Origin of the sequence: Tardiphaga robiniae (assembly GCF_013359755.1) — a bacterium.
GTDB classification, from domain to species: Bacteria; Pseudomonadota; Alphaproteobacteria; order Rhizobiales; family Xanthobacteraceae; genus Tardiphaga; species Tardiphaga robiniae.
This window is the reverse complement of the sequence record NZ_JABMCJ010000064.1, coordinates 45,398-69,939: the sequence shown is the minus strand read 5'-3', so window position 1 is coordinate 69,939 and position 24,542 is coordinate 45,398. Positions and strand designations below refer to the sequence as shown.

Genomic DNA, 24,542 nt, shown 5'->3' with positions numbered 1-24,542 from the left:
AACGGCGACGATGATGCTTCATAGCTCCGGCGCTGGAACGACCTTGAATAGCTCGGTGCGCCGGATGTACGTGCGCCTGTTGTTCGGGGTCGTTGGCATTTTTGGGCCACTTTTGGCCATTCCCCCTCTGATGGCTTGTTCCGGCACCAGTTAAGGGCTCGCCGTTCCCTGTCCGCCTTGGCATGGTCCGGCGCGGCAGATATATGCTGGCGCCATGAACGAAGCCATCAGACCGGGGCCCGGACAGATATTGCAGGCGGGCGCTCCGCTGCAGCTGTCCGTCGTCGTCCCCACTTTCAACGAACGCGGCAATGTCGCCACCCTGGTGCAGCGGCTGGACGCGGCGCTGGTCGGCATTTCCTGGGAAGTCATTTTCGTCGACGACAATTCGCCGGACGGCACCGCCGACGCGGTACGTGAGCTGGCGCGGGGTGACTCGCGTGTCCGCTGCATCCGCCGCATCGGCCGGCGCGGCCTGTCCGGCGCCTGTATCGAAGGTATGCTGGCGTCCAGCGCGCCCTGCGCGGCGGTGATCGACGGCGACTTGCAACACGATGAGACCCAGCTCGGCAAGATGCTCGGTCTGATCGAAAGTGGCGCTGCCGAACTGGTAATCGGCAGCCGCTATATCGAGGGCGGCAGTGCCGACAGTTTCAATCAGCAGCGGCTCGGTGCCAGCAAGTTCGCGACCGCGGTCGCGCAGCGGGTGCTGAAGGTCGAGATCGCCGATCCGATGAGCGGCTTCTTCATGATCCGCCGCGATCGCTTCGAACAATTGGCGCCGAAACTCTCAACGCAGGGCTTCAAAATTTTGCTCGATGTCGTCGCGACGGCAGAAGGCGATCTGCGCGTTATCGAGGTACCCTACACATTCGGCTCGCGGCTGCATGGTGAAAGCAAGCTCGATTCCATGGTGGCGCTCGACTTCCTGGGCCTGGTGCTGGCGAAGCTGACCAACGATACCGTGTCGCTGCGCTTCCTGCTGTTTGCTATGGTCGGCTCGATCGGCCTGTTCGTGCATTTCGCCGTGTTGTTCGTCACGCTGGAAGTTTTCGATCCGCCATTCGCAGAGGCGCAGGCCATTGCGGCGTTTTGCGCGATGACCGGCAACTTCCTGCTCAACAATTTCCTGACCTATCGCGACCAGCGTTTGAAAGGTTTCGGTATCCTGCGTGGTCTGGCGATCTTCTACGTGGTCTGCAGCGTGGGTCTGCTCGCCAATGTCGGCGTGGCTTGGTCGGTCTTCGACCAGGAGCCGATCTGGTGGCTGGCGGGTGCTTCCGGCGCGCTGATGGGCGTGGTCTGGAACTACGCGATGTCGGGCCTGTTCGTGTGGCGGAAACGGTGATCGCTGGATGACCGCGCAGGAACTGCGGCTGGTGCGCAGCACCGCGGCCGTCATCGTCGGTCTGCTGCTGCTGCGGCTGGCAGCAGCAGCATGGACGCCGCTGACCTTCGACGAAGCCTATTACTGGATGTGGTCGAAACATCTGGCTGGTGGCTATTACGACCACCCGCCGATGGTCGCAGTCGTGATCCGGCTCGGCACGATGATCGCGGGCGATACCGCCTTAGGTGTCAGGCTTGTCTCGGTGCTGCTGGCACTGCCGATGAGCTGGGCGGTGTATCGCACGGCCGAACTGCTGTTCGGCGGTCAGCGGATCGCGACGACGGCGGTGATCCTGCTCAATGCGACGATGATCACGTCGGTCGGGTTGATGATCGTCACGCCGGACGCGCCGGTGCTGGTCGCCTCGAGTTTCGTGTTGTTGACGCTGGCCCAGGTGCTGGCCACCGGGCAGGGCGCGTGGTGGCTCGCGGTGGGCGTGGCCGTCGGCGTAGCGCTGCTGTCGAAATATACCGCGCTGTTTTTCGGGCCGGCGATCCTGATCTGGCTCATTGCCGTACCGAAGATGCGGCGTTGGCTGATCTCGCCATGGCCCTATCTTGGCGGCCTCGTCGCACTGGCGGTGTTCTCGCCGGTGCTGTTCTGGAATGCCGAACATGGCTGGGTGTCCTTTATCAAGCAACTCGGACGCGCCCGGATTGATCACTTCAATCCGGCTTTCATCGCCGAGTTGATCCCGACCCAATTCGCCTTCGCGACACCGCTGGTATTCATTCTCGGCGTGATGGGCCTCTATGCCCTGGCCGTCCGGAGGCCCGGAGCGTGGCCGGCGCGGGTGTTGCTGAATGCGATGTTCTGGGTCATCGTGCTGTATTTCGGCTGGCATGCCCTGCACAGCCGCGTCGAAGCCAACTGGTTCGCGCCAGTCTATCCGACGCTTGCCATCATTGCTGCCGTCGCGGCAACCATCGTGCAATGGAAGCCGCGCGAGCAGCGCACGGTGGATTTCTGCCTGCGCTGGGCGGGGCCGACTGGCGTCGTCATGTTCACAGCACTGGTGGTGCAGGCCAATACGGGTCTGCTATCCGGCTACAAGCGTGACGCGACAGTACGCAGCATCGGCGTGGGGTTCGTCGAACTGGCGGCCGATGTCGAGGCGGTTCGCGCCCGTGTCGGGGCCACGTGCGTGGTGGCGCCCGATTACGGCACCACGGGATGGCTAACCTTCTATCTGCCGAAGGGGACCTGTGTCTTCCAGCGCACCCAGCGCATTCGCTGGGTGAACATGCCGGAGCCGAGTGCCGAGCAGCTGTCCGGCAAGCTTTTGCTGGTGGGTGAGCAAAATGCTGCGGCCAATCCGGAATGGCGGGCGGCTTTTGCGAATATCGAGAAAGTGGCTGACCTCAAACGCAAACGTGGCCCGCTGGTCGTGGAGAATGTCGAGCTGAATCTGCTGGAAGGCGCGAAAGGCGATGTACTGGACCGCTCGCCGCCACCCGAGATGTTACCGCGCTAGGAGGCGCGACCACCATGCGCTTGATAGCGCGATGGTGGTCGGCTGTCGCGTTTATGGCGCAAAGTGATAGTTCACGCCGATCTTGCCGAGCTGCATGGTCTGGGCAATATCGGCATTCAGATAATAAGGGCCGACCATCGGAGGGGCATTGATCACGCCTTCGAGGCTCGCTTTGTCATGGCCAAAGCCGATGTAGTTGTACTCCGCCTTGACGGACCAGTTTGGTGCGAAGGCGTATTCCACGCCGGCACCGACCACGTAACCGGTGTGAAGGCGGGATCCGTCGAGATTTGCGTATTGTGGACCCGACGACAGTGATATGGCGTGATGATCCCCGGCGAGGGCGACGCCGCCCTTGAGATAGGTCAGCCAGCGCTCGTTGGTCACCATGCCGATACGTGCGGTGGCCATTGCGAGCCATTCGGTGCGCGAGCGCATCTCGAGATTGTTGTCAAAGTTGGTGCGGGTGCCGCCGCCGATATCGCCGCCGACCAGTTCGCCTTCGACGCCCATGACGATCACCCCGAGCTGCATATTGGCGCCGATCTGCCCACCGCCGAAGCCGCCGGCCATTGAGAACTTCCCATCGGGCGCGTAGTCGCGCCAGTCGCCGTGTCCCGATCCGTAGCCTGCCTGCGCACCGAGATAGAGCCCGGTCCAATTGAATCCTGACTGTGCGTATTGCAGCGGCGGAATCGGTTTGGCGGTATCGGGAGCGCCGAACTGGTAGTTCGCCCCGAGCTTGATGAGATGCAGCGTCTGCTTAGTCGAAGCCGTGGAGACGATCGGCCCGGTGGAGGCCCGCGTACCGCTGAAATCGAACTCGTGGTCGGGGAAGCTGATGAAATTATACTCGCCGCGCAGCGACCAGTTGTTGGCAAGCGCATATTCCATGCCGGCGCCGACGATCCAACCCCGCCGTGTCTCGCTGCCGGACAGTGTAAGCCGGTCCGGCCCCGGCACCGAAACCTGAACGTCGTAGCCGTGATCTTCATTGGCCCAGGCGAAGCCGCCCTTGGCGTAAGTGAGCCAACGGCCATTGGCGAAGCCAACGCGTCCGGTCACGGTCGATAGCCAGTTGATTTGCGACGTCTGGGACAGGGTGGCCTGATTCAGAACGCTCACCGTGCGATTGCCCTTGATGCCGCTAAAGCTGATGTCGGCCTCGATGCCGAGCAGCAGATTGCCGATCTGTTGATTGTAGCCGGCCTGAATGCCGCCCAGCGCGCCGTCGGTCCGGATATTCAGGATCTGCCATTCGGTCCCGCCGAGACCGTAACCGGCATGAACGCCGGCATAAAAGCCGGTCCAGTTATAGGCGGGATCGATGGCGGAGGCCTTGGTATAGGCGCGGGCCGGCACGTCTGCGGCGATGGCGGCATTGCCGAGGCTGAGGATGCCGATGGTGCCGAGGAGAAGCTGTTTCATGTCGTTTCCTTGCAGGTGCGCTGGCAGCCCTCGAGGAATCGGAGCTGCTTCGCGCGTCATTTCGGCAGCGACCATGTATAAAAATACCGCTCTCGTCGTGGTCGTAAGCGCGTGACTTGTGCTGGATCGCGCTCTTGGCGTCGCATTGTGAGCGGCTGTCGCCGCTTGGTCTCACCTGGAAGTACTACTGGGGAACGCGATCTTGGGACCACACGACGACCACCGGCCAACGACTTATGGGTCACCATCGGGGCGCAGTGCGCCGCTATGGTTTCGAAAGACGATAAATTATCGTCGTCGGCGTTGAACCAAAGTCAGGGGTCCGGACGACCTATCTCCGCACACATTGAAATGGGCGGTGATTGGGAACATGGAAAACACAAATCTCGCATTCAGCAGCCACTCCGACTTTGGATCCGACCGTGCCAAGGTGCACAGCATCGAAAAGCCGGACCCCGTGAACCTCACCGAGGTCGGCGGCCTGCGCGGAGCGCGGATCGCCAGCGTGATCAACCAGATCAATGAGAGCTTTGCCGACCAGCAGTTCTCGACCCGGGTGGTCGCCGAGAAGCTCGGCCTGTCTGTCCGCTACGTTCAGGATTTGCTGCAGGGTTCCGGCCTCAGCATCACCGATCGCATCATGGAGCTGAGGCTTGAAAAGGCCCGCAGCATGCTGACCGGCGATCGGCAGTGCAGCCTGAAGATCAGTGAAGTCGCGGCCGCCTGCGGCTTCAACGAACTATCCTATTTCCACCGCAGCTTCCGTCGTCGCTTCGGCGCGTCGCCGGCTAAATTCCGCATCCAGTCAATGAATGGCTGACGCGCGCTTGCGCTTGAAATAGTCCAGCGTCCCGCGGCTGATGATGTGATCCTCAGGGGTCACCTCGTCGGCCGCGATGTCGTCTGCTTTGGCCAGGCGGGTATAGAGTGCGCCAAAATCCTGATAGCTGTCCTGCAGCAGTTTCTCAAAGCTCTCAATGACGAAATAGCTCTGCTGGAAATCGTCGATGATGTAGTTCGTCCGCATCACGCGCTCGAGGTCGAACCTGATCCGGTTCGGCGAGCCATCTTCCAGCGCGAAGACCGACTCTGTTGCTGACGACAGAATGCCGGCGCCGAAGATGCGCAACCCGTCCGCGCTGTTCATCAGTCCGAACTCCACCGTGTACCAATATAATCGTGCCAGGTTTTTCAACTGGCCGAGCGCCATCGCGCGCTGGCCGCCTTTTCCATAGGCCTCCATGAAGTCGGCATAGACCGGGTTCGCCAATAGCGGAACGTGCCCGAAGACGTCATGGAAGATGTCTGGCTCCTGCAGGTAGTCCATTTCGTGTTCGGGGCGGATGAAGGCGCCGGCCGGGAAGCGGCGATTGGCAAGATGATCGAAGAAGATCTCGTCGGGCACCAGTTCGGCGACCGGCACGACCTGCCAACCGGTGAGCGGCGTCAGACGGGCACTCAGTTTCTCCAGATCGGGAATGCCGGATTCGGACAGCTGTAGCGTGTTCAGTGCGGTGAGGAATTCATCGCAGGCTCGGCCTTTCAGGACAGTCTGCGCGCGGGCGAACAGGCGGTCCCAGCGATCGTGCTCGGCGGCGGAGTAGGAGCCCCAGTCCTGGTCCAGCGTGAAGTCAGGGCGTTTCGGGGCGCTGAGGTAGCGGCTCTTCTCGGTCGACTGGTTCAGCTCGGTCATGACGCTCTCCGACTCCGACGGTCCGATCAGAGCATAAGGTTCCGCTGCCGAATAGTTCCGTCAAAAGAAGCAACTTCTCGCATCCGCCCGTCCGACGATAGCAATCCACCATCGTCCGGATCTTATTTGCAAAGGCGTTTCCTTGTCGGAAACCCGTCTCGATGACATTTTCAGTGGTAACAAACGTGCTCCCACATCGCTGAAATGATTGCGAAATCTCCGCGAAACCTCGCGGGAGCCACGGGCAAAACACTCTCATTATCGATCATAAGGAATACGACCGTGCGGTCCGTCATGTCTTTTCGCTTCCTCTCAGGTGCTTTCGCGGCAGTGCTGCTGGTTTCCGGCGCGACGGGGGCGCTCGCTGACAGCTGGCCGAGCCGGACGATCAAGCTGATCGTTCCGTTCCCGCCGGGCGGCGCTGCGGACATCACGGCGCGGGTCTATGCCGACAAGCTCGGCGAGGCGCTGAAGCAAACCATTGTGGTCGAGAACAAGGCTGGTGCCGGTACGGCTATTGCTGCCGATGCTGTCGCCAAGGCCGATCCGGATGGCTACACGCTGTCGCTGGCGCCTGCTGGACAGCTCACGATCCTGCCGCATATCAACAAGACCATCTCTTACGACCCCTTCAAGAGCTTCACGCCGGTGGCCATGCTGACGTCGGTGCCTTACGTGCTCGCGGCTAGCCCCGATACGCCGGTGTCATCAGTGAAGGAGCTCGTTGCTGCTGCGAAACGCGAGCCGGGGAAATTCACCTACTCGTCGTGCGGACCCGGCACGCTCTGCCATCTGAGCGGCGAGCTGTTCAAGAGCCTGACCGAGACGGATCTGCTGCATGTGCCGTTCAAGGGCAGCGCTCCCGCCGTGAATGCGCTGCTCGGAAATCAGGTGAACCTGTCTTTCGACACGCTGACGGTGCTGGCGCCGCAGATCCGCGACGGCAAGGTCAAGGGTCTCGTGATCACCAGCCGCGAGCGCTCGTCGCAGCTTCCCGATGTGCCGACGCCGGCGGAAGCAGGCGTGGCTGACTTTGTCGTCGACTCCTGGTTCGGCCTCGTCGTGCCTGCAGGGACGCCCGATGCCATTGTTGATCGCCTGAACGCCGAAGTGGTGCGCATCGGCGCGCTGCCGGATGTTCGCGAGCGTCTCGAAAAGCAGGGCCTCAGCATCACGACCTCGACGCCTCAGGCCTTCGCCAAGACGATCAAGGACGATTACGCGCGCTGGGGACGCGTCGTCGATGCGTCGGGCGCGAAGCTTTTCTGACCACTAGCCATATTGCCTGACACATCGGTCGGGCCAAGCTGAAACCAAGAAAGGCCGGGTTGATGTTTCAACCCGGCCTTTTGCTTGTCGATTATCTGCTGAAGCCTGTGTTTAGGCAGCAGCCTTCGGCTTCTCGATCGGATGCGGAACGCGGAAGCCGACGGCAAGACGGTTCCAGACATTGATGGCACCGATCGCTACGGTGATCTTGAGGCATTCCTCTTCCGAGAAATGTGCGCGCAGGGCCTCATAATCGGCATCGGGTGCGCGAGTCTGCGCGATCAGCGTGACGGCATCGACCCAGCCGAGGAGAGCGCGCTCGCGTGGCGTATAGACCGTCGATTCGTGCCAGACCGACATCATGTTAATCCACTGCTCGCTGAGACCGTCGTGACGGGATTCCTTCACATGCATATCGACGCAGAAGGCGCAGCCATTGATGATCGACGAGCGGAGCTTGATGAGGTGGACGATCGCAGGCTCGAGGCCACTTTCCTTGACGACATATTGATCGAGCGCGGCGACGGCCTTGTAGGCGTCGGGGGCGGCCTTGGCGATGTTGAGACGGGCTTGCATGGTCTTTCTCCTTGGTGTGCGGTTTCAGGTTTCAGTTGGCGTTACGGCGTCGTTCGTTGAGTTCCAGAAAGGCGCAGCCGCGGGCGGCAATGGCGCCGTCGGTGTCCTTGGCGCGGAGATCGCCGAGCACATCGGCAATGCTCACCTTGGCCAGCTCATCGCGATAGACGCGCTCGGCACGCAACATCGCGGCATTGATGCCGCAGGGCGCCGTGGGTTTGCCGGGCAGGGGATTGGGGCCGCGCTGGCGGATTTCGCTGCAGCGGAAGGCGGGCGCATCGCCCTCAACGGCAAGGACGACATCGAGCAGGGTGATCTGGTCTGGCGTCCGGGCAAGGCGATAGCCGCCAGTCGGGCCAGGCTGTGCGATGAGCAAGCCGGCGCCCGAAAGCGCCTGCAGGTGTTTCAGGAGATAGCTGGTGGATACGCCATGAAATTCGGCGAGGGCGCCGGCGGACAACACGCCGTTCGATTGCAGGCCTGCGAGCATCGCCACGCTGTGGATCGCCTGCTCAACCCCGTCGCTCATCTTCATGGCTCTATTTCACCTCTATCGTGGATAATTATTATCCATGATTAAGGATGTCGTCAAGTGTCCGGTCCTGAGGTGGTTCGCAGGTGGGCAGCGCAACAGAATCTAAATCCCGATGCCGGTATCACCCGACCTAGGTACTGTGATCCGAAGCCGGGGGCCGGGTCAGTTCAGGGAACTCGACATGGCATTGCGTGACTTGCTGGCGCCGCAGGCGCGGCGGACGACTTTCGTTGCAGCAGCCATTCTCGGAGCCGGCCTTGCCGCGACATTTGCCATTCGCGAGTTCTCGGAACGCCTGATAGCGGCCGATATGCAGCGTCGCTTCGCTGCCGACGCCGTCGATATTTCCAATGCGATCAGCGAACGGCTGCGCACCCACGCCGAAGTACTGGTCAGCATGCAGGGATTGTACGCCTCGATCGGCCGTGTCGATCGCGCCCAGTTCCGACGCTACATCGATGTGCTCGATCTCGGCCGCCGCTATCCCGGCTTCCAGGCCTTGCAGTCGCTGCGTCATGTGACGCCGGATCATCTAGATGCCTTCATTGCGGAAGTTCGTGCCGACAAGAGCATCGAGCATTCCGGACAGCCGGATTTCGCCGTGCGTCCGCCGGGGCCACGATCAATTTACAACGTAGTCGAATTCGTCGAGCCGATGCGTGGCAACGAAAATGCGCTGGGCTTCGATGCCGGTGCCAATCCTGCGCAACTGGACTCGCTGCGGCGTTCCGCGGAGACCGGCCGGATTGTCGCGACGCCGCCGGTCAAACTGGTGCAGGACACCTCGGGTGGCCTCGGTTTCATTATCCGCGCGCCGATCTACCGGGCCGGCGAGCCCACGCAGACCGTCTCGCAGCGAAACGCAGCGCTCCACGGTTTCGTTGCATCGGTCTATCGCACCAATGACCTGATGCGCGGCATCCTCGATCCGCGGACGTTGCAGCAGATGCATATCCAGGTGGTTGATCGCGGTTATGCCAAGCCGACGCAGGAAGGCGTCATGATTGGCGAGCCGGAAGATACGACCGTCACTCCGACCCTCATGTATGACAGTCTTGAACCCAATCTCGGTCTCGTCACGCAGATGGTGATGTCGGCGGGGATCTCGGCGGATCGTTCGCTGGTTGTCGGCGAGCGCGTCTGGCGCGTGCTGTTCACCACCAATCCCGGCTCGATCTACGAAGTCAGCCATACAGTGCCGAACGTCGTCCTCGCCAGCGGCAGCGCCATCAGCGTCCTGATGATGCTACTCGCCGTGATCACGATGAGGTCGCGCCGGTTGTCCGGCAATCTCAGCACCCTCGATGCCGAGCAGCGCGCGCTGGTCGACAATCCGCTGGCAGGCATCCTGTTTACGGCCGGCCACCGGATCCTGCGCGGCAATCGCCGGATCGCCGAACTCTGCGGTCGCAACTCCACTGCGCTTCCCGGCAACACGATCGACGAGCTGGTTGCGACGAAGGCGGACGGGGAGGCGTTCGATGCCGCGTTGAATCGCATTCGTGACAGCGCCATGGCGACGGAAGTCGAACTGCATCTACGCCGCAGCGACGGCTCCACGCTGCTGGTCGATGCCTATGGCAAGCCGCTGGCGACCGGCGATATCCTCTGGGTGATCCAGGACAAGACCGACGCGCTCGCTGTCGAGGCGGAGCGGCGCGCGCATGCGCAGGCTATGGAGGAGGCCAACGAACGGCTGACGACCTCGCTGCAACTGGCGGAAATTCGCGCCAAGGAAATCGTTCTGCTCACGGAACTCTCGGGCGTGCTGCAGTCGTGTCAGTCGCGCGAAGAGATTTTCGCGGCGGTTCAGACCTATGCAGGCTACCTGTTCACGGAAGAGGCAGGAGCGCTGTACTATCTGAATAACGCACGCAACGCAGTTCAGCGCGGCGCCCATTGGGGGGCACTACAGGCCGATGCGGTGTCGTTTCCGGTCGATGACTGCTGGGCGCTGCGTCGTGGCACGACATTCCCGATTTCCGAGGCGAGTCAGGGACTGGTCTGCAATCATGCCGGTCCGTGCGGTGCCACCGGTACGGGATTCGTTTGTCAGCCGCTGATCGCGCAGAACAACCTGCTTGGTCTGCTGTATCGCGAGCATACTTCTGTGTTCGGTGAGGGGGCGGATCAATTGGCGACGATGCTGGCCGAACAGGTGTCGCTGGCGATGGCCAATCTCGAACTCCGCGAGCTGCTGCGTCAGCAGGCGGTGCGCGATCCGCTGACGGATCTTCACAACCGCCGCTACCTCGAAGATGCCCTGGTGCGCGAGACCACGCGCAGCCAGCAGGACGGCAAGCCGCTCGCGCTGGCGATGCTCGACATCGATCACTTCAAGGGTATCAATGACAGCCACGGCCATGAGGCCGGTGATGCCGTGCTGCGCGGCCTCGGCAGGATATTGCGTGAGACGACGCGCGCCTCGGATATCATCGGCCGGTTCGGCGGGGAGGAGTTCCTGATGTTGATGCCGGGCGTCACGGTCGAGGTTGCGGCGCAGCGGGCGCAGCAGGTGCTCGATGCCGTGCATCGCATGCAGGTGACGCTGCCATCGGCCACGCTCGATGGCGTCACACTGTCGATCGGTCTGGCGGTGATGCCGGTGCACGTCGCCGAGGGCGATGATCTGCTCGCGGCCGCCGACGCCGCGCTTTACGAGGCCAAGCGAGAGGGCCGCAACCGCGTCGTGGTCAGTCATCGCCGTGCAAAGGCCGACACCGCGGCCTGAGCTCGTGGGTCATTACAGGATGGGTAGAACGTAGGCGCATCACGTCAAAGCGATACTCGTCGCACATCGTGACAACGAGCGATGAATGTCGCGAGGATGCTACGATCCTACGGCTCCTGAACGTCCAGGCATGCTTTGTCGGTTTAGGGCAGCGCGATCGGTCCGTCCTATGCACTGCGGAGGCGAATGCCGCTGACATGCAGCGATGTCTCCCACAAGGGCGCCAGCGTCTTCAGGGATGGCAGGACGCGCAATTCGACACCGGCGGCTTCCAGTGCCTTTTCGATGTTGTCGATCCGCTCCATGTTCAGCGGCATGGACGGCGTGCGCGAAATCCACATACCCGCATCGTCCAGCGATTCAAACCCGTCTGGCGAAAGCTCGTAGCGATAGATGGTGGTGTGGGAGAGTCGGTCCAGCCAGCTGAGTTCGATATGCGCAACCATGCGGCAGGTGGTCATCTTCTTGTAGGCCGTGAGGTATTCCGGCGTCGTGCTCGCTGTCGGCCAGACAAAAATGCGCGGGCAGTCGCGCGGGAACAGATACATCGGCGCATGCCAGTCATCGATGGCCCAGACCAAGGGGCCATTGAGCCACTCCTGTCCCTGGGCGCGAGGCGTCGCAATCTCCGCCGGCCCCGGCATGAAGACTTCGATGTTGTTCTCTTCGCTAAAATGAAACAGGCGCATGGTGCACTCATGTGCGTCCGTGCTCAGCGCGTCAATGACCCTCATGCGTGTTCTGGCCGTTCACGAAGCTGCGCATGATGAATTTGTGGATCGTCATGTCGGATTGGCCGCTCCCGGAACGTCTTTCAGACGGAACACGTTGAAATTCACCAAGGGAGGATCATGTCATGACCGGTTCCAGCCTGACGCCTGCGGCCGAACTCGTGAAGAAGGCCAGTTTTCGCTTTCCCAATGAGAGCCGTGAATACCGCGATGCGCGTAATGCGTTGCTTGTCGAGGAGATCGAACTGCGGCGTCAGATCGAACGCGTCGCGGAGCTGCGTCGTGCGCTGCCAGATGGCGGCGAGGTGACCAAGGACTACGACTTCATCGGAGAGAAGGGCCCCGTGAATTTCGCGGGCCTGTTCGGCGACAAGCAGACGCTCGTCGTTTACTCCTACATGTATGGGCCGCAGCGCGAGAAGCCGTGCCCGATGTGCACATCGCTGCTGTCGGCCTGGGACGGCGAGGTACCTGACATTACTCAGCGCGTGGCGCTGGCCGTTGTGGCGCGCTCGCCGATCGAGCGGCTGGTCGCTTTCAAGAAGCAGCGTGGCTGGCATTACCTGCCGCTGTTCGCGGACACCTCCAGCGCGTTCAGCCGTGACTATCACGGGCTGACCAAGGACGGCGGCGACGATGCTGCCTTCAACGTCTTCACCCGCCGCAGTGGCAAGATTCGCCATTTCTGGAGCGGCGAGATGGATGGATCCACGGCCGATCCCGGCCAGGACCCGCGTGGGGCGCCGGATCTGATGCCGCTCTGGACGGTTCTGGATGTCACGCCGGAGGGGCGGGGGACCGACTGGTATCCGAAGCTGAACTACTGAGGTCGTGATCATTTGACGCCTTAGCCGGTACAAATTGATCGTTGTGATTACCTAAATACCGCAAAAGGAAATGTGGTTCCCCGCGCACCAGCCTCGCACTAGGCCAATGGCCTAATCACAGCGCGCCAATAGTTCGGGCCGGGCGTGACCCAAAACCCCAGCGCGCCTGAGACCGGCCTGCGAGAGCCTCAGAAAGCTCTCGCAGGTTCCCCGAATTCGTCCTGTCGGTTACTCAAAAAGGCCATGATTGGCAGGCCTTTAGGTAGGTATCGGTGGGGGACCTCCAATTAATCCGCATTTAACTAAAACTCGCCTTAATGGCGTTTCGCATCCCTGCGCGGTGCTTTTCGAGACCTGTGTGTCTCGTCAGGCACAACGGGCAGGGAGCTTAGTAAACGTGTGTTGGACGTCAGGCGTATGAGCAGCAGTAAACGTGCGTTGAACCATTCTGCACCCTCACGCCGAGGCCAGCATCAAGTGTCGAAATCCAGTTCACGCATGTTCGTGAGCGGCGCTGCTCTTGCCGCTGTCGCATTGACCGGTGGATGGACGCTCGCCGGCAAGCTTTTCCAGAACGGCGTGCAGCCTGCGATGGTCTCCGCCAATCTCGGCAATGATGCGGGCGTTGGCCAGTCGTCCTTCGCCGAACGCTTCGACAGCCGCTTCTCACGCACCGAACACCGCACATCCTTCTCCGAGCGTTTCGAGCCGGCCGTGAATGCGCCGCTCGCTGCCGCGCAGCCCGAGCCGAAGCGCCAAGTCGCCTGGTTCGACCCGACCTATTCGATGGGCGCTGCGCCCGAGCGCTTCGTCAGGCGCACGCCAGCTTCCGAGTCCGTAGTCCCCGCACCGGCTGCAAAGCCGCAGGAAGTCGCGCTGATGCAGCCGGCACCAACGGTGCGCCAGCTCGTCGACAGCATTCCGATGCCGGCCGCACGGCCCTCGGATGCCCGTGCGCCGTCCGCGCCGCAGCAGGCGACACAAGCGCCGTCGCAGCCGGTCGCACAGGCCAGCGCCGCCAGGGGCGGCGCCTATGGCCACGACTCGCTGGTGCAGAAGGCACGGCTGGCGCTGGCCGCACAGCCCAAGTCCGGCAATTTCAATGTCTTCGAGAAACTGTTCGGCGGCAACGCTCCGCAGTCCGGCCCCGTGCTCGCTTATGCCGGCTCCGACGGCGGCGTGCTGAGCAACGGCACTGATGCGGCGGCCAGCAACGAACCCACCCTGAGCGATCGCACCACCGCAGTCTACGACATCTCAGCGCGTAAAGTTTACATGCCCGACGGCACCAAGCTGGAAGCGCATTCCGGCCTCGGCAGCCGTCTCGACAATCCCGCTTATGCCCATGAGAAGATGCGCGGCGTGACGCCGCCGCACATCTATGATCTGAAGCCGCGCGAGGCTCTGTTCCACGGCGTGGCCGCGCTGCGCCTGACGCCGGTCGGCGGCGAGGGCGCGATCCATGGCCGCACGGGTCTGCTCGCGCATACCTACATGCTCGGCCCCAATGGCGATTCCAATGGCTGCGTCTCGTTCCGGGACTACAACAAGTTCCTGCAGGCCTATCGCAACGGCGAAGTGAAGCGCCTTATCGTGGTTGCCAAACTCGACTGATCGATATGACTGACGTGTCGCCCTTGAGGGCGATGCGTGTTCAGTCATTATGAGCCGACCTTCGGATCGATCCTCCGTGCGCTGGCGACATCTGCCGCGCCGCCCGTACTGTCGCCCATTTCAAGCCGTGTCATGCCGCGCAGATAGAGCGCCTTGGCGTATTTCGGATTGATGCGCAGCGCCTCATTGAAATCCGCCATGGCGCGGTCGTTGTCACCCTTGTCGGACCACACGCCGCCACGATTGGTCAGCGCCGCCACATAGGTCGGTGCGATGCGGATCGCCTCGTTGTAGTCGGCGATAGCACGATCGTTGTCCCCCTTCAGGCTGAAGGCGAAGCCGCGGTTGAACACCGGGCAGGGGTCGTTCGGATTGATCCGGATTGCTTCGCCGAAATCGGCGATGGCGCGCGCATGATCGCCCTTCACAAGCCAGGCGCCGCCGCGATTGCTATAGGCGCCGCCTTCCTGCGGATTGAGACGGATCGCCATGTCGTAGTCGGCAATAGCGCGGTCGTTATCGTCCTTGGCGTACCAGGCGACACCGCGATTGACATAGGCATCGGTATTGTTGGGATCGAGATCGAGCGCTACGCTGAAGTCGCTGATGGCGCGGTCGTTGTCGCCGCGGGCGAGCCAGAGATTGCCGCGCATGAAATAGGCGCGGGCATAATCCGGGTTCAGGCGGATGGCTTCGTCGAAGGCAGCCATGGCAGGGCCGCTCTCGTGCCGCTCGTGATATTCGAAGGCGCGGTTGAAATGCAGCTCAGCAAGCTGGCGGCCGCGGTAATTGCCCGACGCGATGGCGCGGTCGCAGGCCGCGATCGCCAGGACGCCGGAGGCATCGGTACATTGCTGTGCATCGTCGGCAGCAGCTTGCGCGATCGGCATTGCTGCGCTCGCCAGCATGGCAGCGAACAGGACGCGGATGGCGCAACGGTTCAGGCTTGGAAAGTGGCGCATGGTTCGACCTCTCGCGTGTGACAGGCGTTGGTCACACCGCGAGGAGGAAGGGTTCAATGGTGGGAGAGGCTACCGGAAATCGATGCTGCGCAGCACGATACCGGGCGGCTTGCCCTCAAATTCGGCGTTCGCGAATTTGCGCGCTGCGCAGGCCTCGATGCGATCGCGCAACCGGACGAATTGCTCCTCGCGTTGTTCGGGCTTGGTGCGTTTCGCCTTTTCAAGCTCGTCCATCGCACTGGTGCTGATCGCGCAGGTCACTTCGGTCGTGTCATTCATCATCGAGAACAGGACGACCATGCGATTATATTCGAAGCTTTGGAAAACACCGTGTGTAAGCGCCATCGTCGTCTTCCCGCGTTAGACCTTGCGCTTCGGTACGACAGGGTTGAGTTCAGCGATCTTGCGCAAGCATTCGGCCTCGGTGGGATGTGGGCCCGTAACAAAGGTTCCGCTGATCTTGGTGCTGTACCAGCCGGACTCGACGCCGAGGCGGAGAGATTCTGCGACTTGAACGTGACGGTGCAAGAGGTTCTGCATGAGGATGCTTTCGGTTGAGCGCTGGCTGCTGCGGGATCGCTGCGACCTGCGTAATGATGGGATCAGTCGTTGGCGGCAAGCCGCGTGAAGTCGTCCAGCACGATCGCGATCAGATCGCGGTGCTGGGTATCCTGTGCGCTGAGCGATGCGCCGTAGAGATTGAGGACGTAGCGCGCCTTTGCTGCAGCCTCAGGCCATGTGGTGGCCGGCGTGGTCAGTAACTGCTCTTCGAGTGCCAGCTGCCGCTCACGCAGCGCTGCGGCATTGGATTCCACTTCGGCGAGACTGCGCCGGATATCGGTGGCTTTCTGTGCCGCCATGCCGCGGCGGCTATCCAGCTCGACGGGAGTGTCGGTCATGGTGCGCTCGCATCGATGCGCTGCACATCTGCCAGCTCAAGCGACCCAATGGAGATCATCTCCATGGAACTTGTATGAGGTGGTGCTCCGGGCACGATCATCATGGTCGCCGTGCGCCGGTAGCTGGCGAAGGACAGTCCCTCGATCATCTCCTCATCGGTGATGACGTCATACGACCCTGCCGGGATCAAACGACCAAGGCCCTTCAACTGGAAAGGATGCTTGAAAGTAACGGTCTCACGGCGCGATCTCGTGGTCACGCGCGCATGTCGCTGCTGAGATCCGGCATCCGTTCAGCGTGCGCCTATTCACAGATATTAGCCACCGATTTCTTTGAGCGATCCGGTGTTTCGTCGAATTTCGCTATGATTGTCTTGTTATTGGACGTTTTGTCGCCATTTCGAGGATGTATCTGACATCGATGACATTCTGGCCGGACGCTTGCGCTGAGTTTTTCTCGCAAGATCGTCGCGCAATGTGCAACGCTTGCGATGTCTCGCTTTTGAAATCAACGATTTGCCGGGATGAGGTGTTTTGCATGAAGATCCGTGTTGGCTACGAGATGATCTATGATTTCCCGCAGCCGACGCCTGTCATGATCGTGATGGGCATGCACTTCACGCGTGCCTCCGACGTGGTGGTGCCGGACTATCTCACGATAAATCCCTCAGTTCCGATCACGCCGTATCGCGATGGCTTTGGCAACTGGTGCAGCCGCATTGTTGCGCCGACGGGCCGCATCACGTTCAAAGCCGACGGTATCGTCAACGATAGCGGCAAGCCGGATATCATCGTGCCGTCCGCTGTGCAGCACGCAGTGGAGGATCTGCCGGCCGAGACGATCGTCTATCTGCTCGGTAGCCGTTACTGCGAGACGGATCGGCTGTCGGACGTCGCCTGGCAGTTGTTCGAGAAGACTGTGCCTGGCTGGGCGCGCGTGCAGGCAATCTGCGATTTCGTGCATAACCATATCCAGTTCGGTTACGAGCACGCACGCGCGACCAAGACCGCCTGGGACGCTTACAACGAGGGGAAGGGCGTTTGCCGCGACTATGCACATCTGGCCATCACCTTCTGTCGCTGCATGAATATTCCAGCGCGCTACTGCACCGGCTATCTCGGTGACATCGGTATGCCGAAGCCATGGGCCGACGGCGATTTCGCTGGCTGGTTCGAAGCCTATATCGGCGGCCGCTGGTATACGTTTGACGCCCGCAACAACATCCCGCGGATCGGACGCGTGTTGATCGCGCAGGGCCGCGATGCCGCGGATGTGCCGATCACGCAAACTTTTGGGCCGAACACGCTGGTGAGTTTCAAGGTGTGGACCGACGAGATCGACGAAAGCACGCAGGCGGTCAACTGACTCGCTTTGTGGGCTCTGTCGTTACACTCGCTTAAGCCTGCATTTTCAGCAGCATGTGAGCGGCCAGGAAGGAACCGAGCGCGCCACTGAGAATTTCACCTGTCATAACTTCGTAAGGACAGGACCGATGGCAAACACTCTGACAAGCCTGACGACCGCCATGGCGTTGATCGCGGGTTTCAGCGCCGCGGCTTTGGCCAGCGGCACCGACGCACAGCGCGAAGCCTGCACGCCCGATGCGTTTCGCCTCTGTACATCCGCGATGCCGGACGAGGGGCGCGTGGAAAACTGTCTGCGCAGCGCAGGACCGCGCTTGAGCCGCGCTTGCTACGATGTGTTCTTTCCGCAGGTCGAGCACGATCAGGCTCAGATGATGCGTGGGCAAGCTCCGTCACGCGAACGCATGAAGCCATCAGCGGCGGATCGCATGCAGACACCGTCGATGCCGCAGATGCCGGCGGCCGGCGGTGATGATGATTGAGGCAAGGAGAGATTTGGCCTCGCGATAACAAGCAAAGGCGGTGCTGATTGCACCGCCCTTGGCCTATGTCGGATAGACTGTTGAGCAGAGCGCGTGGGTTACCTGAAGCCGCCGGTGGCGTGCAGCGTTTCGCCCGTCACGTAAGATGCAGCATCAGAAGCGAGGAATGCGACGACGGAAGCGATTTCCTCGACCTTGCCGATGCGGCCCATCGGCGTGGCGGATTCGATCCACTTGCGCATGTCGCCTTCATGGAATCCGGCTGACACCACGCCCTCGGTCGCGATCATGCCGGGATTGACGGCGTTGACGCGGATCTTGCGCGGCGCGAGCTCCTTCGCCAGTACCGACGTGATCGCATCGACGGAAGCCTTGGTCGCGGTGTAGACCGCTGAACCCGGTGGGGTGATCGTAGAGACGCCCGATGAGATGTTGACGATGCTGCCGCCATTGGGGTTGAAGTGTCTGGCCGCTTCCTGCGAAGCGAGCAGCAGCCCGAGCACGTTCAGATCGAAATGCCTGTGAAAGTGCTCCGGCGTGATGCTGTCGAGAGGGGCGAATTCATAGACGCCCGCATTGTTGACGAGAATGTCGATCGGTCCGAACGCCTTGACGGTCTCGGCCACCACGGATTTGGCGCCGTCCGGCTCGGCGAGATTGCCGTGCACCGCGATGGCCTTGCCGCCCTTGGCTGTGATCTTCGCGACGACCTCGTCGGCGCCCCTCTTGCTGGATGCGTAATTGACGGCGACGGCAGCGCCTCCGGCGGCGAGCTGGATGGCGATTTCAGCGCCGATGCCCTTTGAGCCGCCGGTCACCAGCGCAACTTTGCCTTCGAATGTCTTGGTCATGGTCGTGATCCCTCTTGGATGCTTCAATAGTTCGGAAGTATGGGACTATTGAACGAGCGCAAGGGGGCGCCTATATCTTTTTCATGGTTCAGTTCGTTCACCCCGCGACCAAGGACATCACGCTGGCCGGCGTGCTCTCGGCGTTGGCCGATCCGGCGAGGTTGCAGATGGTCAAGGCGATGATCGGCCAGCACGACTGCATGTCGTGCGCGGCGGCGGCACCCTGCACCATGGCCAAGTCGACGGTCTCCAATCACTTTCGCATCCTGCGCGAGGCTGGCGTGGTGCAGACCACCAAGCGCGGCGTCGAGCATCGCAACGTTGTCCGCGAGGCCGACATTGACGCGCGGTTTCCGGGATTGCTGAAGCTGATCCTGACGCACGCGGAGGCGGGTTAGCCGATCGCCGCGATGCAATCGATTTCGATATCGAAATCGGCGAACCATGTCGGCACGCAGACGAAGATGCGGGCAGGCGGGTCGTTGGGAAAATAACGCGCGTAGATCGCGTTCACGGCGGGGAAGTGTTCGGCCGAGGTGCAATAGACGTTGCATTTGAGCACCTGGTCCAGCGATGAGCCCGCGGTCTCGACGCAAAGTTTCAGCTGATCAAGCACGATCTCGGTCTGGCGCTCCACCGACGCGCCGACGACGATCTCACCCGTGGCTGGATCGAACGGCGGAAAACCCGACACATAGAGCGTGTCGCCGTGGCGGGTCACGGCGGACACCGGCGCCCGCCGCCGCTCCATGTAGGTCGATAGCGGCTCGATGCGGATAACCTGTTTCATGATCCATGCTCCCTAGGCGATGGTCACGTCGTACAGGATCGCCAACGGCGATGTTTCGGCGGAGGTCGAAGTGTGTCGGATGGGTGAGCGCAGCGATACCCATCTTTCGGATTGCGATGGGTTCAAGGAAATCCTCGGGCCGGTGTGCTTTGGCAGCGAGATAATTGTCAGGGGATTAATAGGCGAGAGGCCGTCGAACTAATCAATCAAATCACGAGCCTTCAAGAGCTTCTCGAAGCTGTACTGGAAAAACTGCCGACGAAAAGTGAAAGAGTCTAACTTTATCAGACATGAAATTCAAAAGACTTGAGTATCAGCCAAACAAAAACCCCGGCATCGCTGCCGGGGTTCTGCATTCTGATAGTTGCTTGAAGCGTTGGACTTAGAAGTCCATGCCGCCCATGCCGCCGCCCGGAGGCATGCCGCCTGCGCCTGCGCCGCCCTTCTTGGGCAGCTCGGCAACCATAGCTTCCGTGGTGATCAGCAGGCCGGCAACCGAAGCTGCGTTCTGGATCGCTGCACGGACAACCTTGGTCGGATCGATAATGCCCTTCTTGAGCATGTCGCCGTAGGTGCCGGTCTGCGAGTCGAAGCCGTAGCTGTAGGTCGCGGTCTCGAGGACCTTGCCGACGATGACCGAACCGTCTTCGCCTGCGTTGATGGCGATCTGGCGAGCCGGAGCCGACAGGGCCTTGCGGACGATCTCGACGCCGGTCTTCTGGTCGTCGTTCGCGGTCTTGATCTTCTTCAGCTGTTCCGAAGCGCGGAGCAGAGCGACGCCGCCGCCGGGGACGATGCCTTCTTCAACCGCAGCGCGGGTCGCATGCATCGCGTCATCAACTCGGTCCTTGCGCTCCTTCACTTCGACTTCGGTCGCGCCGCCGACGCGGATGACGGCAACGCCGCCAGCCAGCTTGGCGAGACGCTCCTGCAACTTCTCACGGTCGTAGTCCGAAGTGGTCTCTTCGATCTGCGCCTTGATCTGCGCCACGCGTGCTTCGATGTCGGCCTTCTTGCCGGCGCCGTTGACGATGGTGGAGTTTTCCTTGTCGATCATCACCTTCTTGGCGCGACCGAGCATGGCGAGCGTCACGTTCTCGAGCTTGATGCCGAGATCTTCCGAGATCGCCTGGCCGCCGGTCAGGATCGCGATGTCCTGCAGCATGGCCTTGCGGCGATCGCCGAAGCCCGGTGCCTTGACGGCAGCAACCTTGAGGCCGCCACGCAGGCGGTTGACGACGAGGGTGGCGAGGGCTTCGCCTTCGACGTCTTCCGCGACGATGACGAGCGGCTTGCCGGTCTGCACGACGGCTTCGAGCAGCGGCAGCATCTCGTTCAGCGAGGAGAGCTTCTTCTCGTTGATCAGGATGTAGGCGTCGTCGAATTCAACGCGCATCTTGTCGGCGTTGGTGACGAAGTAGGGCGAGATGTAGCCGCGGTCGAACTGCATGCCTTCGACGACGTCGAGTTCGGTTTCGAGCGACTTGGCTTCTTCAACCGTGATGACGCCCTCGTTGCCGACCTTCTTCATCGCATCTGCGAGGAACTTGCCGATTTCCGCGTCGCCGTTGGCCGAGATGGTGCCGACCTGGGCGATTTCGTCGTTCGAGGTGACCTTCTTGGAGTTCTTGACGAGGTCAGCAACCACGGCTTCCACAGCCAGGTCGATGCCGCGCTTCAGATCCATCGGGTTCATGCCGGCAGCAACCGACTTGGCGCCTTCACGGACGATCGCCTGGGCGAGCACGGTAGCAGTGGTGGTGCCGTCGCCGGCTGCGTCGGCCGACTTCGAGGCCACTTCGCGCACCATCTGGGCGCCCATGTTCTCGAACTTGTCGTCGAGCTCGATTTCCTTGGCGACGGTGACGCCGTCCTTGGTAATGCGGGGCGCGCCGAACGACTTGTCGATAACGACGTTACGGCCCTTCGGACCGAGCGTCACCTTCACGGCGTTGGCGAGAATGTCGACGCCGCGCAGCATCTTGTCGCGGGCATCAACGCCGAATTTCACTTCTTTGGCTGACATGTTTTGCTTCCTTGAAAATTAAGGGGAGAGAGGAAAGGCGCTTAAGCGGCCTTCTTCTTGGCGGGAGCGGCGCCTTCGAGAACGCCCATGATGTCGCTTTCCTTCATGATCAGAAGGTCCTGACCGTCGATCTTGACCTCGGTGCCCGACCACTTGCCGAACAGCACGCGCTCGCCGACCTTCAGATCGATCGGGATCAGCTTGCCGGCTTCGTCGCGGCCGCCCGGGCCGACGGAGACGATCTCGCCCTGGGAGGGCTTCTCTTTGGCGCTATCCGGAATGATGATGCCGCCAGCGGACTTCTCTTCGGCGTCGATACGCTTGACCACAACGCGATCGTGAAGCGGACGGAATTTCATGCAGTCCTCCTAAGTTTCTGTAGATGCTTGAGAAATTTAAATTGGCAGTCTGAGCCAACAAGTGCCAGCGCAGCTGGTCCGGACATAGGCCGAACGTTCCCCACCGGCAAGGGTCTGTATCAAATATTTTGGCACTCAAATATGACGGGTGCCAGAATTGGTTAAGACCCTCCGATACCGGTCCTCGAATCCGTTAGCATCCACGGTAAGTGGCTGCTAACACTCGGCTTTCAATACATTATTAAACTTTTAAGCTTGTGATGAAGACGTTGCTTGCGTCACATTTCATGCATCGTGTTGTCACGGGCGAAGTGGAAGCCGGTTCGCTGCAGTCAGCACGGTCACAGGAGAGCAGAGCGAAGTTCGACGTCAAACCGGAATCCACTTAGCCGAATGCGCTCTGTCCATGGAGGTTGAACATGGTCTCGAGAAATGCAGTTTCTGACGATTTCAGAAAGCAGGTGCTTGGCTACGGGCTGACGACGGCACAGATCCTCTACCGCATGCCCGACCATCCCTCGCTGCTGCAGACCTATGTCTGGCAGAACTATGATTTGTTTCCGAAGTTTCCCGCGCTGAAGGATTTCCTTGATTTCTGGCAGGAGAAGCTCGATGGCCCGCTCTTTGCGGTCACCGTCGCGCATTCGAAACTGATCAAGCCGGCCGAGCTTCGTGCCGTGGATGGCGTCTTCCGGTTGCACTAGTCCGCGCCTCTCAACGCGCCGGATGAATTGCCGCTGTGCTGAACTACAGCTAGGTTCCCGGACGCGCTGGCCGTTTGTTAGGCATTGCGCCGGGTGGGAAACACGACATGGCGAAGCTGAAGCGAACGTCAAAGAGCGCGGCGAAAACGGCTGGGACGAAGAAGCCTGCGACACAGGTGGTAGCGAAAGCAGCAAAAAAGCTCGCTGTTGGCAAGCCGGCCAAGGCGAGTACAAAAGCTGTCGCCAAGGCCGCGGCGAAACCCGGCCCGCGCCGCAAGCAGCGCGTCGCGATCAGCCACTATCAGGAAGAAGCATTTCTCGGCGACGGCCTGCGTGCCTACGCGAAGTATCGCGATCTCGGCGTTGCCGCTGCGACCGGCGGTTTGGCGCATGCGCATGTCATCCGGCTGATCGGACCTTGCGATCCGAAAGAGGTCTCCAAGCTTCACTATCACGATGCCGAGTTTCAGCTGGTCTATGTGCTGAATGGCTGGGTGAAGGCCTATATGGAAGGCGAGGGCGAGATGACCATGCGTCAGGGGTCATGCTGGACCCAGCCGCCGCGCATCAGGCACCTGATCCGCGATTACTCCGACAATTGCGAATTGCTTGAAGTAATCCTGCCGGCGGAATTCAAGACGGTGGAAGTCCGGTAGTTCGCGTGCGGAAATGCGACGCGTGCCTTGTTCGCGCGTCGCAGTGGCATTGAATCAGCTATGCTGAGCCCGTCGCTGCCCTGGCCCTCAACGAGTATCTCATGACTGCATCCGTTCCGGTTTTCGACGGTCACAACGATGTGCTGCTGCGGCTGTACAAATCGCAATCGCACGATCCGGTATCCGACTTCCTGACCGGGGAAGCCGCCGGTCACATCGACCTGCCGAAGGCGAAGGCCGGCGCGTTCGTCGGCGGGCTGTTCGCGCTGTATTCGCCGGCGGCTCAGGCGTCATCGGGATTCATGGCGCAGATGACGGGCGGACGCTACGCCGTGCCGCTTCCCGAGCCGCTGACGATGGACGAGGCGCGCAATTCCGTCGTCGCCGAACTGGCCATCCTGCTGCAGCTCGAACGTGCTTCCGCAGGCGCGGTGGCGATCTGCACCACCACCGCCGAAATCCGGTCCGCCATTGAGCGCAAGGCGCTGGCCGTGGTGGTCCATCTGGAAGGCGCGGAGGCCATCGACGCCGAGCTCAGATTCCTCGACGTTCTCTATGCGGCGGGGTTGCGGTCGATCGGGCCGGTGTGGAGCCGGACCAACATCTTCGGCCATGGCGTGCCGTTTCACTTCCCGTCCGGGCCCGATCTCGGCGACGGTCTCACCGCGGCCGGCGAGCGGTTGATCGGCGCCTGCAATGACCTGAAGATTCTGGTCGACCTGTCACACATCACCGAGAAGGGTTTTTGGGACGTGGCGCGGCTGTCGAAGGCGCCGCTGGTGGCGACCCATTCCAATGCCCATGCGCTGTGCCCGTCGCCGCGCAATCTCACCGACAAGCAGCTCGCCGCGATCCGCGACACCGGCGGCATGGTCGGCCTGAATTTCGCGACCTGCTTCCTGCGCCCCGACGGCAGCATGCGGCCCGACACCGGCATCGAGCTGATGGTGCAGCAGATCGACTATCTGCTGGAGAAGCTGGGCGAGGATCACGTCGGGCTGGGATCGGATTTCGACGGCGCGGTGGTGCCCGAGGCCATCGACTCCGCCGCGGGCCTGCAGGCGCTGTTCGTGGCCTTGCGCGACAAGGGCTATTCCGAGACGCTGCTCGGCAAGCTCGGCGCGCGCAACTGGCTCGATCTGCTGCAGCGGACGATCGGCTGACCGGCGCTGGCGGCGTG

27 protein-coding genes are annotated in these 24,542 nt (G+C 61.5%); 13 read left to right on the top strand and 14 right to left on the bottom strand.

Annotated elements, in window-relative coordinates:
* Positions 1-214 precede the first annotated feature (214 nt).
* Entirely contained in the window at positions 215-1,348 is a 1,134-nt protein-coding gene (locus tag HP556_RS02620; RefSeq protein ID WP_089264978.1) for a glycosyltransferase, read from the top strand.
* Between the two features lie 7 nt (positions 1,349-1,355).
* Entirely contained in the window at positions 1,356-2,864 is a 1,509-nt protein-coding gene (locus tag HP556_RS02615; RefSeq protein WP_175365808.1) for a glycosyltransferase family 39 protein, read from the top strand.
* Positions 2,865-2,915: 51 nt separating this feature from the next.
* Here the strand turns inward: HP556_RS02615 and HP556_RS02610 are convergent, their stop codons facing one another.
* Complete coding sequence (locus tag HP556_RS02610; RefSeq protein ID WP_175365807.1) at positions 2,916-4,292, bottom strand: outer membrane protein; 1,377 nt, start codon at positions 4,290-4,292, stop codon at positions 2,916-2,918.
* 370 nt (positions 4,293-4,662) lie between these two features.
* Here HP556_RS02610 and HP556_RS02605 point away from each other — a divergent pair, with 370 nt between their 5' ends.
* Entirely contained in the window at positions 4,663-5,112 is a 450-nt protein-coding gene (locus tag HP556_RS02605) for a helix-turn-helix transcriptional regulator (RefSeq protein WP_068736063.1), read from the top strand.
* On the opposite strand, the gene phhA is transcribed toward HP556_RS02605, so the two are convergent.
* Positions 5,098-5,985 carry a phenylalanine 4-monooxygenase gene (gene phhA / locus HP556_RS02600; protein WP_175365806.1) on the bottom strand — a complete coding sequence of 296 codons (888 nt, stop codon included), beginning with the start codon at positions 5,983-5,985 and terminating at the stop codon, positions 5,098-5,100. The two genes, HP556_RS02605 and phhA, sit on opposite strands and share 15 nt — an antisense overlap.
* A 294-nt stretch (positions 5,986-6,279) precedes the next feature.
* Between phhA and HP556_RS02595 the strand changes: the two genes are divergently transcribed.
* Positions 6,280-7,254 carry a Bug family tripartite tricarboxylate transporter substrate binding protein gene (locus HP556_RS02595; RefSeq protein WP_175365805.1) on the top strand — a complete coding sequence of 325 codons (975 nt, stop codon included), beginning with the start codon at positions 6,280-6,282 and terminating at the stop codon, positions 7,252-7,254.
* 111 nt (positions 7,255-7,365) lie between these two features.
* Here the strand turns inward: HP556_RS02595 and HP556_RS02590 are convergent, their stop codons facing one another.
* Both HP556_RS02590 and HP556_RS02585 read right to left on the bottom strand, forming a co-directional pair.
* Positions 7,366-7,830 carry a carboxymuconolactone decarboxylase family protein gene (locus tag HP556_RS02590; RefSeq protein WP_149531031.1) on the bottom strand — a complete coding sequence of 155 codons (465 nt, stop codon included), beginning with the start codon at positions 7,828-7,830 and terminating at the stop codon, positions 7,366-7,368.
* Positions 7,831-7,861: 31 nt separating this feature from the next.
* Positions 7,862-8,365 carry an RrF2 family transcriptional regulator gene (locus HP556_RS02585; RefSeq protein ID WP_089264972.1) on the bottom strand — a complete coding sequence of 168 codons (504 nt, stop codon included), beginning with the start codon at positions 8,363-8,365 and terminating at the stop codon, positions 7,862-7,864.
* A 181-nt stretch (positions 8,366-8,546) separates the two neighbouring features.
* On the opposite strand from HP556_RS02585, the gene HP556_RS02580 reads away from it, so the two are divergent.
* The gene (locus HP556_RS02580; RefSeq protein ID WP_175365804.1) at positions 8,547-11,096 is read left to right on the top strand and encodes a diguanylate cyclase; all 2,550 of its coding nucleotides are present in this window, start codon (positions 8,547-8,549) and stop codon (positions 11,094-11,096) included.
* Positions 11,097-11,263: 167 nt separating this feature from the next.
* Here the strand turns inward: HP556_RS02580 and HP556_RS02575 are convergent, their stop codons facing one another.
* The gene (locus HP556_RS02575; protein WP_175365803.1) at positions 11,264-11,785 is read right to left on the bottom strand and encodes a DUF6886 family protein; all 522 of its coding nucleotides are present in this window, start codon (positions 11,783-11,785) and stop codon (positions 11,264-11,266) included.
* Between the two features lie 167 nt (positions 11,786-11,952).
* Between HP556_RS02575 and HP556_RS02570 the strand changes: the two genes are divergently transcribed.
* Positions 11,953-12,654 (top strand): DUF899 family protein, encoded by a 702-nt coding sequence (locus HP556_RS02570; protein ID WP_175365802.1) that lies wholly within the window; start codon positions 11,953-11,955, stop codon positions 12,652-12,654.
* A 477-nt stretch (positions 12,655-13,131) separates the two neighbouring features.
* Positions 13,132-14,268 carry a DUF2778 domain-containing protein gene (locus HP556_RS02565; RefSeq protein WP_338117522.1) on the top strand — a complete coding sequence of 379 codons (1,137 nt, stop codon included), beginning with the start codon at positions 13,132-13,134 and terminating at the stop codon, positions 14,266-14,268.
* Between the two features lie 47 nt (positions 14,269-14,315).
* Here the strand turns inward: HP556_RS02565 and HP556_RS02560 are convergent, their stop codons facing one another.
* The 5 genes from HP556_RS02560 to HP556_RS02540 form a co-directional block, all read right to left on the bottom strand.
* On the bottom strand, positions 14,316-15,230 hold the full coding sequence (locus tag HP556_RS02560) for a tetratricopeptide repeat protein (protein ID WP_175365801.1): 915 nt from the start codon (positions 15,228-15,230) through the stop codon (positions 14,316-14,318).
* A gap of 69 nt (positions 15,231-15,299) precedes the next feature.
* Complete coding sequence (locus HP556_RS02555) at positions 15,300-15,575, bottom strand: DUF1488 family protein (RefSeq protein WP_175365800.1); 276 nt, start codon at positions 15,573-15,575, stop codon at positions 15,300-15,302.
* A gap of 15 nt (positions 15,576-15,590) precedes the next feature.
* On the bottom strand, positions 15,591-15,770 hold the full coding sequence (locus tag HP556_RS02550) for a hypothetical protein (protein WP_093756428.1): 180 nt from the start codon (positions 15,768-15,770) through the stop codon (positions 15,591-15,593).
* A gap of 62 nt (positions 15,771-15,832) precedes the next feature.
* Positions 15,833-16,129 (bottom strand): hypothetical protein, encoded by a 297-nt coding sequence (locus HP556_RS02545; RefSeq protein ID WP_068736086.1) that lies wholly within the window; start codon positions 16,127-16,129, stop codon positions 15,833-15,835.
* Positions 16,126-16,389, bottom strand: coding sequence for a hypothetical protein (locus HP556_RS02540; protein ID WP_068736091.1), 264 nt, complete (start codon positions 16,387-16,389; stop codon positions 16,126-16,128). Before HP556_RS02540 ends, HP556_RS02545 begins: the two co-directional genes overlap by 4 nt.
* Before the next feature lie 278 nt (positions 16,390-16,667).
* On the opposite strand from HP556_RS02540, the gene HP556_RS02535 reads away from it, so the two are divergent.
* Both HP556_RS02535 and HP556_RS02530 read left to right on the top strand, forming a co-directional pair.
* Positions 16,668-17,495 (top strand): transglutaminase domain-containing protein, encoded by an 828-nt coding sequence (locus HP556_RS02535; protein ID WP_175365799.1) that lies wholly within the window; start codon positions 16,668-16,670, stop codon positions 17,493-17,495.
* A gap of 127 nt (positions 17,496-17,622) precedes the next feature.
* Complete coding sequence (locus tag HP556_RS02530) at positions 17,623-17,976, top strand: hypothetical protein (protein WP_175365771.1); 354 nt, start codon at positions 17,623-17,625, stop codon at positions 17,974-17,976.
* A gap of 98 nt (positions 17,977-18,074) precedes the next feature.
* Here HP556_RS02530 and HP556_RS02525 read toward each other — a convergent pair whose 3' ends face one another.
* On the bottom strand, positions 18,075-18,827 hold the full coding sequence (locus HP556_RS02525; RefSeq protein WP_175365798.1) for an SDR family NAD(P)-dependent oxidoreductase: 753 nt from the start codon (positions 18,825-18,827) through the stop codon (positions 18,075-18,077).
* A gap of 83 nt (positions 18,828-18,910) precedes the next feature.
* Between HP556_RS02525 and HP556_RS02520 the strand changes: the two genes are divergently transcribed.
* On the top strand, positions 18,911-19,225 hold the full coding sequence (locus HP556_RS02520; RefSeq protein WP_116664309.1) for an ArsR/SmtB family transcription factor: 315 nt from the start codon (positions 18,911-18,913) through the stop codon (positions 19,223-19,225).
* Here HP556_RS02520 and HP556_RS02515 read toward each other — a convergent pair.
* The 3 genes from HP556_RS02515 to HP556_RS02505 all read right to left on the bottom strand — a co-directional run bounded on the left by HP556_RS02515 (position 19,222) and on the right by HP556_RS02505 (position 22,002).
* On the bottom strand, positions 19,222-19,617 hold the full coding sequence (locus HP556_RS02515) for a RidA family protein (RefSeq protein WP_210269036.1): 396 nt from the start codon (positions 19,615-19,617) through the stop codon (positions 19,222-19,224). The two genes, HP556_RS02520 and HP556_RS02515, sit on opposite strands and share 4 nt — an antisense overlap.
* A 382-nt stretch (positions 19,618-19,999) precedes the next feature.
* Complete coding sequence (gene groL, locus HP556_RS02510) at positions 20,000-21,643, bottom strand: chaperonin GroEL (RefSeq protein ID WP_093756421.1); 1,644 nt, start codon at positions 21,641-21,643, stop codon at positions 20,000-20,002.
* Between the two features lie 41 nt (positions 21,644-21,684).
* Positions 21,685-22,002: a co-chaperone GroES gene (locus HP556_RS02505; RefSeq protein WP_089264960.1), complete on the bottom strand. Its 318-nt coding sequence runs from the start codon at positions 22,000-22,002 to the stop codon at positions 21,685-21,687.
* A 419-nt stretch (positions 22,003-22,421) separates the two neighbouring features.
* Between HP556_RS02505 and HP556_RS02500 the strand changes: the two genes are divergently transcribed.
* From HP556_RS02500 to HP556_RS02490, 3 genes are all read left to right on the top strand, one after another.
* A complete protein-coding gene (locus HP556_RS02500; RefSeq protein WP_089265658.1) occupies positions 22,422-22,706 on the top strand; it encodes an usg protein in 285 nt (94 codons plus the stop codon).
* Between the two features lie 107 nt (positions 22,707-22,813).
* The gene (locus HP556_RS02495) at positions 22,814-23,362 is read left to right on the top strand and encodes a cupin domain-containing protein (protein ID WP_175365797.1); all 549 of its coding nucleotides are present in this window, start codon (positions 22,814-22,816) and stop codon (positions 23,360-23,362) included.
* A 101-nt stretch (positions 23,363-23,463) separates the two neighbouring features.
* A complete protein-coding gene (locus HP556_RS02490; protein ID WP_175365796.1) occupies positions 23,464-24,525 on the top strand; it encodes a dipeptidase in 1,062 nt (353 codons plus the stop codon).
* Positions 24,526-24,542 lie beyond the last annotated feature (17 nt).

Coding starts and splice junctions, on each gene's coding strand:
- HP556_RS02595 (WP_175365805.1), top strand. CDS start 6,280: ATGTCTTTTCGCTTCCTCTCAGGTGCTTTCGCGGCAGTGCTGCTGGTT.
- groL (WP_093756421.1), bottom strand. CDS start 21,643: ATGTCAGCCAAAGAAGTGAAATTCGGCGTTGATGCCCGCGACAAGATG.
- HP556_RS02615 (WP_175365808.1), top strand. CDS start 1,356: ATGACCGCGCAGGAACTGCGGCTGGTGCGCAGCACCGCGGCCGTCATC.
- HP556_RS02530 (WP_175365771.1), top strand. CDS start 17,623: ATGGCAAACACTCTGACAAGCCTGACGACCGCCATGGCGTTGATCGCG.
- HP556_RS02605 (WP_068736063.1), top strand. CDS start 4,663: ATGGAAAACACAAATCTCGCATTCAGCAGCCACTCCGACTTTGGATCC.
- HP556_RS02500 (WP_089265658.1), top strand. CDS start 22,422: ATGGTCTCGAGAAATGCAGTTTCTGACGATTTCAGAAAGCAGGTGCTT.
- HP556_RS02555 (WP_175365800.1), bottom strand. CDS start 15,575: ATGGCGCTTACACACGGTGTTTTCCAAAGCTTCGAATATAATCGCATG.
- HP556_RS02570 (WP_175365802.1), top strand. CDS start 11,953: ATGACCGGTTCCAGCCTGACGCCTGCGGCCGAACTCGTGAAGAAGGCC.
- HP556_RS02585 (WP_089264972.1), bottom strand. CDS start 8,365: ATGAAGATGAGCGACGGGGTTGAGCAGGCGATCCACAGCGTGGCGATG.
- HP556_RS02575 (WP_175365803.1), bottom strand. CDS start 11,785: ATGCGCCTGTTTCATTTTAGCGAAGAGAACAACATCGAAGTCTTCATG.
- HP556_RS02520 (WP_116664309.1), top strand. CDS start 18,911: ATGGTTCAGTTCGTTCACCCCGCGACCAAGGACATCACGCTGGCCGGC.
- HP556_RS02560 (WP_175365801.1), bottom strand. CDS start 15,230: ATGCGCCACTTTCCAAGCCTGAACCGTTGCGCCATCCGCGTCCTGTTC.
- HP556_RS02580 (WP_175365804.1), top strand. CDS start 8,547: ATGGCATTGCGTGACTTGCTGGCGCCGCAGGCGCGGCGGACGACTTTC.
- HP556_RS02495 (WP_175365797.1), top strand. CDS start 22,814: ATGGCGAAGCTGAAGCGAACGTCAAAGAGCGCGGCGAAAACGGCTGGG.
- HP556_RS02620 (WP_089264978.1), top strand. CDS start 215: ATGAACGAAGCCATCAGACCGGGGCCCGGACAGATATTGCAGGCGGGC.
- HP556_RS02610 (WP_175365807.1), bottom strand. CDS start 4,292: ATGAAACAGCTTCTCCTCGGCACCATCGGCATCCTCAGCCTCGGCAAT.
- phhA (WP_175365806.1), bottom strand. CDS start 5,985: ATGACCGAGCTGAACCAGTCGACCGAGAAGAGCCGCTACCTCAGCGCC.
- HP556_RS02525 (WP_175365798.1), bottom strand. CDS start 18,827: ATGACCAAGACATTCGAAGGCAAAGTTGCGCTGGTGACCGGCGGCTCA.
- HP556_RS02590 (WP_149531031.1), bottom strand. CDS start 7,830: ATGCAAGCCCGTCTCAACATCGCCAAGGCCGCCCCCGACGCCTACAAG.
- HP556_RS02505 (WP_089264960.1), bottom strand. CDS start 22,002: ATGAAATTCCGTCCGCTTCACGATCGCGTTGTGGTCAAGCGTATCGAC.
- HP556_RS02515 (WP_210269036.1), bottom strand. CDS start 19,617: ATGAAACAGGTTATCCGCATCGAGCCGCTATCGACCTACATGGAGCGG.
- HP556_RS02550 (WP_093756428.1), bottom strand. CDS start 15,770: ATGCAGAACCTCTTGCACCGTCACGTTCAAGTCGCAGAATCTCTCCGC.
- HP556_RS02545 (WP_068736086.1), bottom strand. CDS start 16,129: ATGACCGACACTCCCGTCGAGCTGGATAGCCGCCGCGGCATGGCGGCA.
- HP556_RS02535 (WP_175365799.1), top strand. CDS start 16,668: ATGAAGATCCGTGTTGGCTACGAGATGATCTATGATTTCCCGCAGCCG.
- HP556_RS02490 (WP_175365796.1), top strand. CDS start 23,464: ATGACTGCATCCGTTCCGGTTTTCGACGGTCACAACGATGTGCTGCTG.